We start from the raw sequence: 16,922 nt of genomic DNA on the forward strand, positions 1-16,922 counted from the left end.
GAGGAAGGCATGGTGCGTTACACGAAAGAACACAAGCAGGAGACGCGGCAGAGGATCATTGCGACGGCCGGTCGACGGCTCAAGCGGGACGGTATCGACGGCTCCGGAGTCGCGACGCTCATGAAGGACGCGGACCTCACCAACGGCGCCTTCTACGCCCATTTCGAATCCAAGGACAGCCTCGTCGCGGAGGCGGTCACCGACCAACTGCACACATTGCACGCGAACATCGTCGAGCTGGCGGAGCCGGGCCCTGCCGGCCTCGAACAGCTCATGCGCTGGTACCTGTCGGCCCACCACCGGGACAACCCCGGCGACGGCTGCCCCAACGCCGCCCTGCTCGACGAGATCGGGCGCAGCGCGGACGCAATCAGGCAGGCGTATACCGACGGCGTGCTGGTCGTCATCGACGGCCTCGCCGCCCGATTGGCACCCGAAGATCCGCTCTCGGCCCGCGTGAAGGCGCTCAGTCTCCTCGGCCTGATGGCCGGGACGCTACAACTCTGCCGCGCCCTGACCGACCGCCAGCTCTCCGACGACCTCCTCGCGCAGGGGCTCAGCAACGCCCTGGCGCTGGTGGACGCCGAACTCCGACGATGACCCTCGTTTCTGCGACAAGCCCGGCACACCCGGCGCGTCGTCCTCCATCAGACAGGAAAAGACGATGACCGAGCAGCCCTTCAACCCACAGCCGAAGGCATTTTCCTTCCTCAATGCCTCCGACCACCAGCAAAATTTAACATTGGAGAAAACGCCGTGAAGGCATTCGTCGTCGATAAGTACAAAAAGAAAGGCGCTCTGCGCCTGGTCGCCATGCCGGAGCCGGCGTTGGAGGCCAATGACGTCCTCGTCCGGATTCAAGCTACCGCAGTGAACCCGCTTGATTCCAAACTCCGCGATGGAGAGTTCAAACTTATCCTGCCCTATCGGCCGCCTTTCGTGCTCGGACACGACGTCGCCGGGACGGTTGTCAGGGTGGGAGCCGCCGTCAGGCGTCTAAAGGTGGGTGACGAGATCTATGCCCGTCCGCGGGATCATCGGATCGGAACATTCGCCGAATTCATCGCCATCAATGAAGCGGACGTTGCGCTGAAGCCCAAGAAACTCAGCATGGCCGAAGCGGCGTCCATCCCACTGGTCGGGCTGACCGCGTGGCAGGCGCTGGTCGAGCTAGCCAAGGTGAAGCCCGGCCAGAAGGTCTTCATCCAGGCCGGCTCCAGCGGTGTCGGGACTTTTGCCATCCAGCTCGCCAAGCACCTCGGGGCAACGGTTGCGACGACGACGAGCACGAAGAATGTCGATCTGGTCAAAAGTCTCGGGGCGGATGTGGTGATCGACTACAAGACGCAGGATTTCGAGAAGGTCCTGTCGGGCTACGACCTCGTGTTGAACAGCCAGGATGCGAAGACCCTCGACAAATCGTTCGGCGTGCTCAAGCCGGGCGGCCAGCTGATTTCCATCTCCGGTCCGCCCGATCCGGCTTTTGCCAAGGAACGCGGTCTGAACCTTTTCCTGAAACTGGTCTTGCACTTGTTGAGCCGAGGGGTCCGGAAAAAAGCCAAGCGCCTTGGCATGCGCTACTCGTTCCTGTTCATGCGAGCGCAAGGTCAACAGTTAGGCGAGATCGCCTCCCTGATCGAATCGGGCGTGATCCGCCCGGTGGTCGACAAGGTTTTCCCGTTCGAGAAGACCGGCGATGCCTTAGCTTACGTCGAGACAGGGCGCGCGAAGGGCAAAGTCATCATAGCGGTCGCAGACTAGAATCCGTACCGGCCTCACCGGATTGGCGACCGGTGAAACTGACGCGGTTTGCAGATACCTGCCACGCGGGTCGCCTGGCCATCCTTCCGAACACCAGGCAGGAGCATCCCGCCGAGCGCTATCGGACGGCGGGCCGATACCGCCTGGAAGCCACCGGCAATAACAAACAGAGGATAGATCAATGACATTCAAAGCACTTATGGCCAGCAAAAGCGGCGATACGATATCGACGGATCTGGTCGAATTGGAAGAGCAAGACCTCATGCCGGGCGATGTCACGATCGCCGTCGACTACTCGACTGTGAACTACAAGGACGGCATGGCGCTTGCGGGTCGTGCTCCGATCATCCAGACATTCCCGCTCATTCCTGGCATTGATCTTGCGGGAACAGTCGAGGGGTCCTCCTATCCAGGCATCGAAGTCGGTGACCGCGTCGTTGCCAATGGCTGGGGACTGAGCCAGACCCATCATGGCGGCTACGCGCAAAAGGCCCGGCTGAGCGGCGACTGGCTCGTCAAGATTCCGGCCCCCCTGTCTACCTTGGATGCCATGGCCGTCGGAACAGCGGGCTACACGGCAATGCTGTCGGTGCTGGCGCTCGAACATGGCGGCATTACGCCCGACCGGGGCGACATCCTTGTCACGGGTGCCAACGGCGGCGTCGGATCGATCGCGATCGCCCTTCTCGCCGACCTCGGCTATCGTGTGGTCGCATCAACCGGGCGTCTCGAAGAGGCCAACTATCTGCGCGAGCTTGGCGCAGCCGATGTCATCGATCGCCGAACCCTTTCCGAACCGGGCACGCCTGTTACCAGCGAACGATGGGCCGGTGCGATAGACTCCGTTGGTAGCCATACGCTGGCGAACGTGCTGGCCCAGACCCAGTATCGCGGTGTGGTGACCGCTTGCGGCCTCGCCCAGGGCCTCGATCTTCCCGCGACCGTCCTGCCCTTCATCCTGCGCAACGTCACGCTCGCCGGCATTGATTCCGTCAACGCGCCGCAATCGGTTCGCCTCAAAGCCTGGTCGCGTCTGGCCCGCGATCTCGATCTCAACAAGCTCGCTCGCACGACGAAAGTTATCGGGCTGGCCGACGTGACCGACGTTGCGCGACGGCTCCTTGCAGGACAGGTTCAGGGTCGCACGGTCGTCGACGTCAATGCCTAACCCTCGTGTGGTCGGATGGTCAGCTGGCACTGGGCGGCTTGACGGGAGCGGCTTGCGGGCTTTGCCGTGATGGTTTCCTTCTCGGTTTTCCGAAGCGGTTCCGGCCCCTTAGCCGGTCTGCCCTCCGGTGCGGTCGAAAGGAACCGGCGCAAGCCGCGCGTTTCAGGGTCCGGGTTGGCCAGGTCGAGCGGAGCCGGTGAGCGGGCAAGCGGGTCCCCGGACCTGCGAAGCCCGCGTGCCTGCTGCCACAAACGGCTTGACCGGCCGCCACGCGGCGCGCAAGCGGCCCCGCGCCAGATCTGAATTAATCCGCCAGCAGCCTTCTGCGCCAGCGCGGCCGGATGCTCCGACATTCCGCGAGGCTCGCTGATCCGCTCAGTGCAACCGACGTAAAACGCCCGCCGTTTGATCTCGACGCCGTTCCACGATAGACGCGCATGACATGAGGGACGGTCAAAAAGGACTCTCCCGAGAAAGGGCAATGCAATGAGCGACCAGAATGACGACGATTACATCTATGACGAAGCAACCGGCGAGTGGAGGCCGGCTTCCGAAATTGCTGCGGACAAGGCCAAAGCCGCGCAAGTCCACGACGCATCCGGCAATCTTCTTGCCGACGGCGATTCCGTCGTGCTGATCAAGGACCTGAAGGTCAAGGGCGCGGGCCAGACCCTGAAGCAGGGCACCGTCATCCGGTCGATCCGGCTCACCGACAACCCGGAAGAGATCGACTGCCGCCACGATGCGATCAAGGGGCTGGTCCTGCGCACGGAGTTTGTGCGCAAGCGCTGATCGGCGATCTGCCTGGCGTTTCGGCAGGCGATAGCGATCGAGCCAGGTCGGACCGTGGGTGTTGCGCAGCCGGCGCAGGGTGCCACCGTCGTCATAGGGCGCTTCGCCCATTCACACCCGACTCAGGATGCTTTTCCAGCGCCGCCGTGTTTGGCTGCATAGTCCTGGAGGGCATTCACCTCTTCCCGGTCAGGGACGCAAGCGGCTCATGGCTTGTCGGATTCGCAGCCCGTGGAATTTTGGGCAGCTCGACGGACGCATGACCGTCGAGCGCGTCGGCCTTGACCAGCGCCACGCCGGCTAAGACCCATCGGTCGCGTCGGCTCGCGGATCAACACGACCAGCGCCTCGAACAGATCGGCGCGCAGCATCGGATGGACCGAAGTTCGTGCCGGCGATGTAGGTTTGCCTATGGCCGTTCAATTCGACCGCTGCCGCATGTCGGATTCAAATTTGTATCTCTTGCAGTCACCGGCTTCGCTTTCGGGCGAGCGCCCGTGCGAGGGCATCTTTGAGAATTGCACGGATTTCGTCGTTCGCCAGGCCCTGAATGGCGAAAGCCCTGCTCGGTTCGGCACCGGGATCTTCTTCCTGATCGCCGACGGTTTCATTTTCGTGCGCCAGCGATTCCAACGCCTGATGAAACTTTGGATCGCCGGCGATGATTGTGAGCAGTGACACAAAGAGCCGGCGGTGGGCGTTCAACCGCGCTTCCGTTTCGTCTGCCATGTCGTTCATTGAGGTAATCCTTCACTGATCGGCGAACGACAACCTGAAAGATTTGTTCCAGTGAAGCACTTCGCCTTACCCGCCCCTGTCTCGGTTGTCAGCGTTCAGAAAGAGGCCGGGAAGATGCGAGGCGCAGGCCATGACATGGGTGATCGCTTCCCTGTCATATTCGTCATTTGAGCGGTAGACATCGAAATAGGTGTTCAGCCGGTCGACCCGCTCCGGCCATCGATCGATTGCCTGCAATCCCAGCGATACGCCATAATTGGCGAAGGCAATACGGACATGCGGTGCGTAGCTGGCACGCCCCTAATAACCCGGCGGGTCAATCCACAATCGATCGAGCGCCGCCAGGCTCCGTTCCGTCTGGACGCGTGCCCAATCCTCTGTCGGGAAGAAATGGCAGAGCCACAGCATCATGCCAAGACCGAGATCCTGGTCGATGTCCAGCGTGCGGTACTGCCGCTCGATCAGCGTTCGCATTTCGGCGATTTCGGCGGCTAGCGCGTTCCGATCGAGAAGAGAGTAGGAAACATACCCATCGAACGCGTCCATCGCCCCCAGGCCATAGCCGGGATACGGCGCACTCAGATCCTCCTGCATCTTCCAGATCACGCCGCGCCCGGGCAGGACGAAAGCCGGGTGGATCGCCTTGGCGACTGCGATGCCCTTCGCGCGGTACTCCGGCTTCACATCGCCCAGTCTGGCCAGCGCAAACAGCCACATGGCAAGATAATGGAAGTACTGGCCATCTCGGTCTGACGCCTCGCCGATGCGATAGCCACGTGGCCGCCCCAGGACGCGCCCGACCTCGCCGACCAGTTCCTCCGCCGCATCCAGCCAGCGCTCTTCACCAGTCTGTCGGTAAAGCGACAGATAGAGCACGACACCGAACGCGTCGGTCCAGAGATAGCGCAACCCATTGGGCCAGATGCGTTCGCTGCGCATCCAGTCGAGCTTGGCCAGGACATAATCCATGTCGCGAAGCATCGTCTATTCACCGAAGGGATAGGTTTCTGGCATGCCGCGATGGTGCTCCGGCCCGAGCGGCGTCACTGCCTGGGTCTCATCGAACCAGACGTAGGCATCGAATTGCTCGGGAAGGATCGCTTGGCTGTAGTGGCTCCACAGCTCTGTGTCTGGCCGGTAGACAACGCCGATGAAACGCTCGAGCCGCGGCTCCGAGAGGCGGCGCCTGAGCGGCTCGTGCCTGCCAGGCAACAAGTCGAGGAGGAAGCGGCGCTTGCCCGCATCATGGCACATCCTTTCATAGCTGTCGGCTCGGGAGGGGTTTACGCGCATGACCTCCATATCTCCATCCCAGTCATTGGCGGCCGCCACCGTACCGCTATGGGTGCCAAAACCGATGAGAGCCGCGTCGTCTCCGAAAGCCTCTCGGCAAAGCTGGCCGATGTTGAACTCATCACGCGTTGCGCCCATATCGGTAAAGCGCGCGTCACCGATATGACTGTTGTGGGCCCAGACGATCGCCTTGGCATCCGGTCCCTTCGCGTCAAGCAGATGCTGCAGCGTTTCGAACATATGCTTGTCACGCAGGTTCCAGCTTTCCGCTCCGCCATAGTACATGATGCGATAGTAGCGTTCCGCAGATGCAATCAGCCGGGCATTCTGGGTGGCATCGAGGAAGGCATCGCCGTCGTTGTCGGCATAGTCCAACCGCCGGCGGAAGAGCTCCTGGCATTGGTCGATCACCGCCTGCTCGCATTCTGCATAACCGCGGCTGAGTGTCGCCCGGCCATAAGTCGCGGGATTCTTCTGCCAGGGCGTCAGGCAGCCGTAGCGCTCGCGCGCGACCGCTGCCGCCTGCGGGTCGACCCGATCCAGATAGTCAAGCACGGCGCCGATCGAATCGGACATGTTGTAGATGTCGAGCCCGTAGAAGCCAGCCCGATCCTCCATGGCGTCGAGACCCGCATTGTGCTCCCGCATCCACTCCGTCAGTGCCCGAACTTCCGTGTTGCGCCACATCCAGGTCGGAAATCGTTGAAACGGAGACTCTTTACGGTCGGACGCGGATCGATGTCGGACGTATCGATCAACTTTCGCCGCGTCCGGCCAATCTGCCTCGACAGCAATGATCCTATAGCCGTGATTGGCGATCAAATGACGTGTGATCGCGGCTCGGGCCTGGTAAAATTCGAGCGTCCCATGGCTCGCTTCCCCAAGCAAGACCACGCGCCGATCAACAAAGCGGTTGAACAAGCGGCCGAAGGCGGGGTCGTCGAAACCGGGCAGGTCTTCGGCCGCTTCGGCAATCATCTCCGGCAGGCTCTGCTTTCGTGAGGCGCCGGGCTTGTGATTGCTCGCGGTGCGGCGGCCATCCTCGGACCATCCCTGCTCCCCGATCAGCGGCACGAACATCACAGCCCCAAGATTCGTTTCCTCGTAGCTGGTCTCGGTGCGCCGGATGACCTTGCAGAGTGTCTGGCTGAACTCTTCACCGACAGGAATCACGAGCCGCCCGCCGATTGCGAGTTGTTCCTTCAGCGCCTCCGGCACGACAGGACCACCCGCGGCCACCAAAATGGCGTCGAACGGCGCTTGTTCAGGAAGTCCGCGGGTGCCGTCGCCGGCAAGAACCTCCACATTGCCATAGCCGAGATCAGCCATCCGCCGCTTTGCCGACCTAGCCAAGGCCCCGTGGCGCTCGATCGCATAGACATGCGCCGCGATCTGGCCGATCACCGCGGCCGCGTAGCCGGAACCGGCTCCGACCTCGAGAATACGATCGCCCGGGCGCACCTCCGCCGCCTCGATCATCGCGGCGACGATATAGGGCTGCGAAATGGTCTGCCCCTCCTCTATCGGGAGCGGCGCATCCTCATAGGCGAACTCTGCCATGCCTTCGGCAACGAAACGCTCTCTCGGCACGGTGCGCATCGCCTTCAGGACATGCTCATCCCGTATCCCCCGCCGTCTTATGTAGACGTCGACCATGTGATCGCGCATGCGCTGGTAGTCGACCATCCCGGCCTCCTTCCTTTTGCGGCCGTTTCCTTAGTAATTTATGGCTATGCAACAGGCCGACCCCCGATGTCGGGGCACTTGCTTGTTGCGTTTCTCGCCAGCCCGCAACATCAGCGGCTCGATCGCCTCGACAATGGTTTCAACGCCTGAGTCAGGATCAAATTCAGCGCTGGAGGCAAATCCATCTTGCCGTCAATTCCCTCGCATCAAATCAATCTGCCCCAGGTGGGATTCCAGCGTATACCTTCCGCAAGCTCGACGAAGATGGGCGTGTCGGGCGCTTCCCGGTGCTTGTTCTCGGCCATCAGAAACGCATCGTCCACCTGCAGTTCCTCGCTCGGGAAAACGGTATCCTTCTCCTGCTTGGGGTCGGTGACCTTCCTGATATATCCTCTGATTTGGTCACCCGAGTGATAGAACTTGATGACAATTGAGCCGACACTCGCCTCGCCTTTCCGATATCGTCGAAACGTACGCATCTTATGCTCCTTTTCTCCTATTGAGCCGGATTGCCTTCGGAATGTTCCGATGACGACACCACTGGATCAACAACAGCACTTCAGGTTTTCCCTGGTATCAGAGCGCTGACGACCTGGTGCACCGTGCCGCGGCTCACGCCGCTTATGCGAATCCTCCTTCATCGGCGGCCAAGGAGATGTTTGCGCATCTGCTCGAAACTAATGTGCGTCGGCACCACCCTCGGGACGCCATCTAGGAGGCGCCGGGACCAGACGTCGCGATACAGACGCCTGCGCGATTGAGCGCTCGGAAAACATGGTTAATCCCGTCACAGAATAGCCGAAGACCTATTTGACGCCCCATTCAGATGCTCTGGCAGCGCAGGCAGTTGTCGACGCATTGCTGCGTCTCGCTGTCCAAATGGATTGTTATCTCCTTTGGCTATTGTGTTTGGTACGTACCTGTGACGCTTGCCTCCTCCAGTGCGTGTTTCTTTGCCTCTGCCCACATCGTGCCTATGCCGGCGGCATCCGGAATCGAGAGCTTCGCCACATCGAGGGCGGCAAGGCGGAAGATGTAGCGATGAGGGCGATCGCCGGGCGGCGGTTGCGGGCCATCGTAACGGGCATTGCCGAAATCGTTCTTATAAAACCGCGGCGCTCGCTCCGGCGCTGTGTCGGCGCTTTCCGCAAGCGCAGTCCATTGCGCTGGGATATTGGCAATACCGCAGTGACGGAAAGTGCCGTTTGGAGCGTCCGGATCCTCGACGACCAGAGCAAAGCTTCTGGTTTCATCGGGAGCGCCGCTCCAGGCGAGCGGCGGAAAAAGATTCTCGCCCGCCCGCGCATATTTGCTGGGGATTGGTTGATCTTGCGCAAAGGCCTTGCTGATCAATGTCAAAGCCATGACAATTTCCTTTCCTTGTCAGGAAGAGCCGCTTCCTTTTTTGTGCCCGCTTTCCTGATTGAGGCCCCGGACCATGTTCCGATCTTCACTGCGAAGATCTGGGTCGGCCTTCAGGTCGGTTCCTTTTCGATAGGCTTCCCTTGCCTGTTCATTTCGATGCAGATCTGCCGCCGCGTCGAACGCCTCGTCGGCATTTGCGGTTTTCTCGCGTTTTTCGATAACGCGAAGTTGTTGCTCATGAGTCTTTCTGCCCGTCATGACATTTTTCCTTCCTTAGCAGGCGCATGCCTTGCAATTCGGTGAATTTGCCCGCGGCCGATCGCTGTGGACGGCCCGACTTTTCTAATCGCATAGTCGAACCCACCGGCGTTCTCATTGTTCCCTTGGATTTGGAAGAATGGTGCTTAAGTTTCTGTGGGGCACTCCCGGATTCTCATGCCGTAGGAATTCGGCTTTTGTCACCGGAGCGGCGGCCCGTAACAGCTTTGCCGATGGTCTTTAATTTGCGGCTATTTGCAGCATGCATCTTTCTCGTTTGCCCGCGGAATATCTTTGCGGACCGGTGGTTTCCTTAAATTGCCACCTGTTGGGCGACAGCCAGCAACGAAGCAGGAGAAAAGCCATGACAAACCGTAACATAACGGCTTCGACACCCTCTCGGGGCCTCCATCCGCCGGGGCTCGATCCGTTCATGTCGTTCCGTTGAGAAATCAACCGCTTTTTCCCCGACGGTCGATGCCGCCACCGCAAATACCGCTGGGAGTTTATGGCCGAGCTTTGACCTGCACGAAACCGATCAAGCATATGACATCACCGCTGAATTGCCCGGCCTCGAGGAGAAAGAAATCGAGGTCAATTTGCGCGACAACGCGGTTTCAAACCAAATCTCTTAAGAAAAGCTTCCTGATGAGATTGCAGGCATGCATCGAAGCAATGGTTGAACAGGGAGCCCTGTGGAATCCGACGGGGCAATGTTGAAGTGCTCGCATCAACCTGGAATTTTATCGGAACCTTCCGTCGACAATTGGGTTTGGTAGCTCAAAACATTCCCGACGCAGTCGGCAGCCTGAACGCATCCTAAGTTCGCCCGTTGGCGGGCGCAAACGGGCAGGAGCGAGTTCCAGCTCTCGTCCGGAGAGGAAATCGAAGCGCGACAAAAAATCTCCGTCACTTGATCGCGCGTCGAAGTCACGCTCAATTTGGGAATATGTCCCAGATGCTTGGACCAGCTATCGTCCGAAAAGGAGGCTTCGATGAAGCACCATGCCCTTGAACAACTGCAGACCGTCGCCAGCATCAATCTCGACTACCCGCGTCCGGCACCGGCAATGTCGCGCCGCGAACGCCTTGAACGCTGGGCGGAACTTCTGGAGCGCAGTGAGCATCATGCACTTTCAACCCTGCATCAGACGGAATATCAGCCGGCCGGGGAGCGTGCGATCATGCGCGCCCACCATTCGCCGATCTCGGTGGCGTTTGCCGACCCGGTGATGCGAGCAGCCGGTCTGGAGAACGACAGCTACGGCGAAGCCCAGAGGTTCTTCGAACTGAGTGACAACCAGCTGCATAGACTTGTCTGCTATTGCCACTTCGGGGCGACGGTCAGCTCCGCGACGGCCGCTCGTCATGTCCGTGCACTGATCGCCGCAGGCGATCGGCAAAGCATTTTGGCCAGGCTGCGAAACTTTTTCGTGCGATAGGTCCATTTGTGCGAAGCGCCGTTGAAATAAGCGACGACACCAAGGCAGACGTTGGAGGCCGGTTTGGGTTTACATCGGCCAGCCCGACGATTGTTGAGAGAATGGCGCGCCAGAAGCCGATGTGGTCGAGCGTCATGGAGACGGCCACTTCACGGCAATCACTTTCAGTGAACGGCGTCTGGCCGCCGAAGGCGTTATCGTGAGAATATTGGCAAACGGAGGGAGAAGACATCTACCATTCAGCTCAGTTCATGGGCGAACGGGCCGGCGCGCCGTAAGTCCCAATCTCTTAGCAGCGCAACAATTTCGGCAAATGATTTCGGCAAATGGATTTACGGGTGGAAAAGACCGCCGAGCGCATCTGGCAGGTCGTTGCTACTTCGGAGCGCGGCATGAATTGGCTAAAGGCGAATTTTGCCGAAACGACAAACGCAGATGAGGATGCCTTCACAACAGACCTGATGGGCACAAACAGCTTCATGGGAAAAGCGCATGGCCACGGCTATCGAATTGAATACATTGGTCCAAATCGGGTCGTTCATTTTTGGTCCGCATTCATTGGAGAAGTAAGCACGCTCAGCGGATAGAGTCGGCGAGGAGTTATCACCCGCCACGCCCGATCCAGAACGGGCGATTGCCGAAGCAGGACGAGATTATTGCCACGCTGGTTTGCGAATCGCGGCTGCCGCTGCAGCAAGTGGTGCCGATCCGGACGATCGCTTCGAAGACATGGTAGAATGTCGATCTCGTCCTTCACACGATCGCTGCTGAGAACCAAGAAGGTTCCCGCATCCTCAAGTAAGCGACGCCATAATTCTCCGCGCGCTCAGAGCCATCTCCGAGAAATGCACACTATATCGGGACCTACTACAGCGCAGTCGAACTTGCCGGGCCGCGACTTTTCCAGCCGCACATCAAACTTCATACGACGCAGAAGGCGGCCTGCGACACGAGCGAGACGGCATGTTCCGACCCGGCCGCAGGCTAGGAGGAAACCTGAACCCCAAGGTCTTCCACCTTTGCATCGAACTCATCCTCGATGTCGTTGATGGTCGGCAGGTGCAGTGCCTTGAGATCTGCATGAACTTTCTCGGCGGCAGGTGAATTAAGGTCGCGCCGAAAGTTGACGACGACCTCCTGCGCAGAACCGTAGCCGCGATAGCGCTCGATCTCCGATCGGGTCGCGTCCTGGACATGTTCCAACGTGCGTTTCTCAGCCTCCGGTCGACCGTCCGGCTTTGCCTTCATGACCGGATCGAGCGCACGCCTGACAACGAAATTCACCAGTTCCTGTTTTGCATTCCTGGCCATCATCATTCTCCCTTTCGGTTCCAACGAGGCCGCTCGTTGGTCGTCTATCGCCGTGCTAGCCCACGTAGGCACCGCGGCACGGCTTCTCACAGGTTATTGTTCGCTGGCTACGGTAGCCTTAGCGCCGCGGCAGCTTAGGTCGAAACTCCGCAAACACGCGACCGTTCCAAAAGCTCAGCAATATGCGTGCTTTCGCCGCCATACGGCGCCCGTTCGGCAAGAGGAAAGCGGAGTTTGACCCTGATGGACGCGCTGTTCAGGCTGGCTTCCGCCGGAGCCGGTCGCATCGGGCAAAAGCGGGCCTGGCGCTCGCCACTACAGATTTGTTTCCTGTGCGGCTGGCTCAATGGCCGCGGCGCTGCGGAAATAATGCTCTGCATGCTGATAGTAGTTTTCGGCTTCGATCCGATCACCGGATAAAGCTTTTTCGCGGGCAAGAGCGAGATAATGCTCATGACGCTGTTTTGCGTTTCCGGCCATACGGGAAGATCTTCGAGAGCCGGTGTTTGCAGATATCTTTTTCAAGCCAATGTTAGGCGATTGCGGTCTGTTCATTGTGTGTTTTCAAGCCAGCGACGTGGCTTGCTCCTTGGTTATGGATATGGGCGAGACAGTAGAAAACGTTGAGAGCGCGGCCGTTGGCTGCGACAATCCCGCGACTTTTCGCGGCTGAAACCGATGATGATCAGTTTCCCTAAAAGCTCGAGCCGGAAAGCGCCTGGTTCGGCCGATGATCAGGAAGCATCTTAGTGCAATTACCGTTTCAGTTCAGAAACCTTGCACATGCCCACAAGCGACAAGACCAAACTTGGCTGCTTTGTTTCGGACTGAAATGGTCAGCGGCCCGGAGAATGGCGATGAATAAAAGCCACACAGCAAACATGTGCCTCTTCTGGCACACGACGCCTCAACCCTCGAATGCATGTTATATAAAACTGCATTATAGCCGTTTCAACCTGGAAGGAGCTGATCCCGGACTGACCGCCAAGCTGATCGACGGCCTGCCCGCGCTGCGGTCTTTCTAACCCGGCATCGCAGGCCGCTAGCGGGCAGGCAGGACCCGCGCCCGACTCAGGCGGACAGGTACTTCTCGTTTTCGTTGGGCGGCAGGTTGACGAAGTTTTTGTCATGTCCCGCCACGATCCGCTGCCTGATTCCTTATCAAAGGCTCTTTGAACAAGGCCGTGAGCCCACGGCTAATCTCACTGGTGTCTGCGCAGGCGGCCAAATCGAAAACCGTCTGATACCGCGGCGCGGACCATCATCATTTCTCCGATCGTCTCATGCGTCATGAGGCCGATGAGATGATCAGCACCGTCTACAACGGCGATGGCTGGCACATTTCCCTGCTGCATCAATCGTAGGCTCTCTTCCAGGCTCTTGCGATGATGGATTTTTGGAATATCGACGCGCATCGCGCTTGCGACCGGCATGTTGGGGCCTTTGTCCTTCAAGCCACGGATCATGTCGTCACGCGTCAGGAGACCTTCAAAATGGCCGGCAGAATCAACCACTGGAAATTCGCGTTGCGTTGTCGCAAGCAGCATCTCGATTGCCTCGTCGATACTCGCCGAACGATCGAGCCTTGCGAATTTGGTGACCATGACATCGCTGATCAGAACGCTGCCGGAGATCTCACGGATCTGCGCATTCTGCGCCTCTGCCGCCGCGGCGAGATAGACGAAAATACCGATAAAGATCAGCAGCGGGTTATAATAGAGACCGATGAAACCAAAGACGAACGCAAGCCCCTGGCCGATCACAGCGGCAATCTGCGTCGCACGCGACCAGGTAAGATGCGAAGCGAGAGCGGCACGCAGCACCCGTCCCCCGTCCATCGGAAAGGCGGGGATCATGTTGAAGAATACCAGAAAGATGTTGACGCCGGCGAGCCTCGTGAAGAAGCCGATCTTCGGGTCGTCGACTTCGATGATCTGCTCCACGCCCACCGATGCGCCGAGCACGAGAACGATCAGCCCGGCAATCGCCAGATTGACCAGCGGACCGGCGATGGCAATCAGCAGTTCCTGATGTGGTTCTTCGGGCATGCGCTCAAGACGGGCGACACCTCCTATTGGCAGCAAGGTAATATCCGGCGTTTTGATCCCGAAGTAGCGTGCAGCGACAATATGGCCGAACTCATGTAATACGACGCAGGCAAAGACGGATAGGATAAAGGCAATGCCCTCCCACGCCGCCGGCGCGCCGCCGACCCGATAATGCGCAAGCCATATCCAGACGAGCAGGAGCGCGAAGGTGATATGAACGCGTATCATCGTGCCGCCGACCGTCCCGATCTTGAAGGACCAACCCATCAGGCACTTCCTTCCGTTCTCACCCGCTGCCGGCAGCCTCGCGCGGCCATTCAAAGCCGCGAATACGCGTCCGCAGCGATGCAAGCGCCGAGATATCGCAATGTATACGAAAGTCGTTGTCAGACATCTGCAGGAAACACGCAGCGGCAGTTGAAGTTCCGCATGAAGGACATATACGACAGTCAGGCATGCCCAGTCTGGCCAGCGCAAACAGCCACATGGAGAGATAATGGAAATACTGGCCATCGCTATCTGGCGCCTCGCACATGCGATAGCCGCGTGGCCCCCCTCTCCGGACCTTAATCCCATCGAGATGGCCTTCTCCAAACTCAAGACGCTGCTGCGAAAGAAAAGGCCAGAACTTACGACGACTTGTGGAAAGCCGTCGGAAGTCTGCGGACCTGTTCACACGGAACGACTGCTGGATCTATTTCAAAGAAGCAGGGTGCGTTGCTTGTTAATCGCCCGATGCTCTAGTTGGTGTGTCCGTCCTGGCGGCCAGGAGATGAGCTAGTTCCATCGGGAAGGGGAATATAATCGTTGAGTTCCCTTCTGCGGCAATGACGTTCAATGCGCTTAAATAGCGCAACTGCATGGCCAGAGGCTGCCGGGCCAGGATTTCGGCCGCTTCCACCAGCTTCGCCGCGGCCTGCTGCTCGCCCTCGGCATTTATGACTTTCGCACGCCGCTCGCGTTCGGCCTCTGCCTGGCGGGCAATCGCACGGATCATGGACTCGTTGATGTCGACATGTTTGATCTCGACGTTGGCGACTTTGATACCCCACGCGTCAGTTTGAGTGTCGAGCATTCTCTGGATATCTTCGTTGAGCCTGTCGCGCTCCGCGAGCATCTCATCGAGATCGTGCTTGCCGAGCACCGAGCGCAACGTCGTCTGGGCAAGCTGGCTCGTGGCTGTCATGAAATCCTCGACCTGAATCGCCGACTTTTCAGGATCGATGACCCTGAAATAAATCACCGCACTGACGCGGACAGAGACGTTGTCATGAGAGATGACGTCCTGGCTGGGTACATCGAGCACGCGTGTCCGCAAATCGACCCGCACCATCTGCTGCACGTAGGGAACGAGCAGTATCAATCCGGGGCCCTTTACGCCGGTGAATCGGCCAAGTGTGAAAACAACGGCACGCTCATACTCGCGCAGGATCTTGACCGCACTCGCGATGATAACCAGCAACAGGATGATCCCGACGACATAGAAGATAAAATCTCCAAACATGGTCATGCGCTTTTCTCCCTGCCTTCCAGCGGCCGTTGATCTCCGAGCGGCTTGCGGGCAACCTCCAGCGTTAGCCCCTCTCGAGCGATGACCGTCACATCCACTCCAACTGTGAGCCGTTCGGCGGAGACCGCCCTCCAGCGCTCTCCATGGGCGACGATGTAGCCAGTGGTGTCCGTCCAATCGGAAACTTTGCCGGAAATGCCGATCATCTGCTCCGCACCCGTCACGACGGCGTGCCGGCGGGCGGTGAACGCAAGCCGAGCGACAATGAAGCTGAACGCAAGGCCTGAAATGCCGACGCCAACCAGGACTGGCCAGCTCACTTCCAAATCCGGCGCATCCGTATCGAAGAGAATTGTTGCGCCAAGAACGAGCGCGACCGCACCGCCGAGGCCGAGGATGCCGAACGTCGGCGTATGCGCTTCCGCACCGAACAGCGCGACAGCAAGAACGACGAGGCCGACTCCTGCGTAACTTACCGGCAGCATGGCCAAAGCATAAAGACCGAGTAAAAGACAGATGCCGCCGACTGTTCCAGGGATCACCGCACCGGGCGTAAGAAACTCGAAGATCAGGCCGTAGATACCAATGATCATCAGGATGAGTGCCACGTTCGGATCGGCAATGACCGAGAGCAGGCGCGTCCTCCAATCGGGCTCGACGTTTTGGACGATGAGACCGGTTGTATCGAGCTGTATGTCCGCCTCTCCCACGCGCACCGTATAACCATTGGCTTGCGCCAACAGATCATCAACTGTGGTTGCGGTGAAATCGATGACTTTTGCACGTTGGGCAGCAATCGATGAAAGGCTTGCGGCGTCGCGCACCGCCCGTTCTGCCCAGTCGGCATTGCGATTGCGAAGCTCAGCCAGCCCTCGAAGATAGGCAGCCGCGTCGTTCACTGCTTTTGCCTCTGGGGCGTTGCGCGGCTGTTGCTGCTTGCGGTCACGGTCGTCGTCACCGTCGAACCCGCTCCCACCGAAGGCAATGGGCGTTGCCGCACCCAAATTGGTGCCTGGCGCCATGGCGGCGATATGGCTGGCATATAAAATGTAAGTGCCAGCGCTGGCCGCACGTGCGCCACTCGGGGCTACGAAACTCGCGACAGGCACGGACGAGGCAAGGATTGCGCGAATGATTTCCCGCATTGACGTATCGAGGCCGCCGGGTGTGTCCATTTGCAGAACGACCAGCGTCACTCCGCGTTCGTTGGCAAGCTCAAGGCTGCGTTTCACATAGTCGGCCGACGCCGGGCTGACGGCGCCATTCAACCGCAATAACAGGGCGACGCGCTCCGAACCCGCTGTCGGTGCGGCGGAAAATAGGGATGCCGAACCCAAAATGAGTGCCAGAGCGAAGATTCGAATTGCTTGTCGGCAAAACCTCCAGGATCGCACCATCGCGCGATAACTATTCATAGTTTCAAGTATACGCCAGAATCACCAAAAGATAAGCGGAAGCGTCTTGGCCACCCGCGGCTATCGCAACGCGCGCATGAGACTTTGGAGGCCCGTCGGTCGCCACCAAAGTCTCACGCGCGTCTCGAGACCTCA

Annotated in this window: 18 protein-coding genes and 1 pseudogene; 7 read left to right on the plus strand and 12 right to left on the minus strand. The window is 59.2% G+C overall.

The genetic code is table 11. The features are described 5' to 3' along the window. Positions 1-9: 9 nt before the first annotated feature. From N2A41_RS32995 to N2A41_RS33010, 4 genes are all read left to right on the plus strand, one after another. Positions 10-600: a TetR/AcrR family transcriptional regulator gene (locus tag N2A41_RS32995; protein ID WP_170260136.1), complete on the plus strand. Its 591-nt coding sequence runs from the start codon at positions 10-12 to the stop codon at positions 598-600. A gap of 156 nt (positions 601-756) precedes the next feature. Next, positions 757-1,761: an NADP-dependent oxidoreductase gene (locus tag N2A41_RS33000; RefSeq protein ID WP_260112064.1), complete on the plus strand. Its 1,005-nt coding sequence runs from the start codon at positions 757-759 to the stop codon at positions 1,759-1,761. Positions 1,762-1,942: 181 nt separating this feature from the next. Next, a complete protein-coding gene (gene acuI, locus N2A41_RS33005; protein WP_260112065.1) occupies positions 1,943-2,929 on the plus strand; it encodes an acrylyl-CoA reductase (NADPH) in 987 nt (328 codons plus the stop codon). Positions 2,930-3,415: 486 nt separating this feature from the next. After that, positions 3,416-3,721 carry an alkylphosphonate utilization protein gene (locus N2A41_RS33010; RefSeq protein ID WP_017968764.1) on the plus strand — a complete coding sequence of 102 codons (306 nt, stop codon included), beginning with the start codon at positions 3,416-3,418 and terminating at the stop codon, positions 3,719-3,721. Positions 3,722-4,189: 468 nt separating this feature from the next. On the opposite strand, the gene N2A41_RS33015 is transcribed toward N2A41_RS33010, so the two are convergent. From N2A41_RS33015 to N2A41_RS33045, 7 genes are all read right to left on the minus strand, one after another. Continuing rightward, entirely contained in the window at positions 4,190-4,426 is a 237-nt protein-coding gene (locus tag N2A41_RS33015) for a hypothetical protein (protein WP_260112066.1), read from the minus strand. Between the two features lie 99 nt (positions 4,427-4,525). Beyond that, on the minus strand, positions 4,526-4,696 hold the full coding sequence (locus tag N2A41_RS33020) for a hypothetical protein (RefSeq protein ID WP_260112067.1): 171 nt from the start codon (positions 4,694-4,696) through the stop codon (positions 4,526-4,528). Positions 4,697-4,759: 63 nt separating this feature from the next. Further along, entirely contained in the window at positions 4,760-5,428 is a 669-nt protein-coding gene (locus tag N2A41_RS33025) for a glycoside hydrolase family 76 protein (protein ID WP_260112068.1), read from the minus strand. 15 nt (positions 5,429-5,443) lie between these two features. After that, positions 5,444-7,438 carry a protein-L-isoaspartate(D-aspartate) O-methyltransferase gene (locus N2A41_RS33030; RefSeq protein WP_260112069.1) on the minus strand — a complete coding sequence of 665 codons (1,995 nt, stop codon included), beginning with the start codon at positions 7,436-7,438 and terminating at the stop codon, positions 5,444-5,446. A 206-nt stretch (positions 7,439-7,644) separates the two neighbouring features. Beyond that, positions 7,645-7,917, minus strand: coding sequence for a hypothetical protein (locus N2A41_RS33035; RefSeq protein ID WP_162117660.1), 273 nt, complete (start codon positions 7,915-7,917; stop codon positions 7,645-7,647). Positions 7,918-8,338: 421 nt separating this feature from the next. Continuing rightward, positions 8,339-8,803 (minus strand): YbhB/YbcL family Raf kinase inhibitor-like protein, encoded by a 465-nt coding sequence (locus tag N2A41_RS33040; RefSeq protein ID WP_170277477.1) that lies wholly within the window; start codon positions 8,801-8,803, stop codon positions 8,339-8,341. A gap of 18 nt (positions 8,804-8,821) precedes the next feature. Then, positions 8,822-9,061 carry a hypothetical protein gene (locus N2A41_RS33045; RefSeq protein ID WP_020486284.1) on the minus strand — a complete coding sequence of 80 codons (240 nt, stop codon included), beginning with the start codon at positions 9,059-9,061 and terminating at the stop codon, positions 8,822-8,824. Positions 9,062-10,056: 995 nt separating this feature from the next. Between N2A41_RS33045 and N2A41_RS33050 the strand changes: the two genes are divergently transcribed. Together N2A41_RS33050 and N2A41_RS33055 are read left to right on the plus strand one after the other, a co-directional pair. Continuing rightward, complete coding sequence (locus N2A41_RS33050; protein WP_260112070.1) at positions 10,057-10,503, plus strand: hypothetical protein; 447 nt, start codon at positions 10,057-10,059, stop codon at positions 10,501-10,503. Positions 10,504-10,841: 338 nt separating this feature from the next. Continuing rightward, positions 10,842-11,090 carry a hypothetical protein gene (locus N2A41_RS33055; protein WP_170259939.1) on the plus strand — a complete coding sequence of 83 codons (249 nt, stop codon included), beginning with the start codon at positions 10,842-10,844 and terminating at the stop codon, positions 11,088-11,090. A gap of 397 nt (positions 11,091-11,487) precedes the next feature. Here N2A41_RS33055 and N2A41_RS33060 read toward each other — a convergent pair whose 3' ends face one another. From N2A41_RS33060 to N2A41_RS33070, 3 genes are all read right to left on the minus strand, one after another. Then, positions 11,488-11,814 carry a hypothetical protein gene (locus tag N2A41_RS33060; RefSeq protein ID WP_246730999.1) on the minus strand — a complete coding sequence of 109 codons (327 nt, stop codon included), beginning with the start codon at positions 11,812-11,814 and terminating at the stop codon, positions 11,488-11,490. A gap of 315 nt (positions 11,815-12,129) precedes the next feature. Continuing rightward, positions 12,130-12,369 (minus strand): DUF4167 domain-containing protein, encoded by a 240-nt coding sequence (locus tag N2A41_RS33065; RefSeq protein WP_170277474.1) that lies wholly within the window; start codon positions 12,367-12,369, stop codon positions 12,130-12,132. Between the two features lie 647 nt (positions 12,370-13,016). Continuing rightward, a complete protein-coding gene (locus N2A41_RS33070; protein ID WP_170277552.1) occupies positions 13,017-14,129 on the minus strand; it encodes a site-2 protease family protein in 1,113 nt (370 codons plus the stop codon). A 283-nt stretch (positions 14,130-14,412) separates the two neighbouring features. Between N2A41_RS33070 and N2A41_RS33075 the strand changes: the two are divergent. Further along, a pseudogene (locus tag N2A41_RS33075) lies at positions 14,413-14,590 on the plus strand (IS630 family transposase); the annotation flags it as partial. On the opposite strand, the gene N2A41_RS33080 reads toward N2A41_RS33075, so the two are convergent. Further along, positions 14,587-15,372: a slipin family protein gene (locus N2A41_RS33080; protein ID WP_170277473.1), complete on the minus strand. Its 786-nt coding sequence runs from the start codon at positions 15,370-15,372 to the stop codon at positions 14,587-14,589. The pseudogene N2A41_RS33075 and the gene N2A41_RS33080 sit on opposite strands and share 4 nt — an antisense overlap. After that, positions 15,369-16,787, minus strand: coding sequence for an NfeD family protein (locus tag N2A41_RS33085; protein WP_260112071.1), 1,419 nt, complete (start codon positions 16,785-16,787; stop codon positions 15,369-15,371). Before N2A41_RS33085 ends, N2A41_RS33080 begins: the two co-directional genes overlap by 4 nt. Between the last annotated feature and the right edge of the window lie 135 nt (positions 16,788-16,922).

It is taken from the genome of Rhizobium sp. SRDI969, from assembly GCF_025152725.1.
Taxonomy (GTDB): Bacteria; Pseudomonadota; Alphaproteobacteria; order Rhizobiales; family Rhizobiaceae; genus Rhizobium; species Rhizobium leguminosarum_I.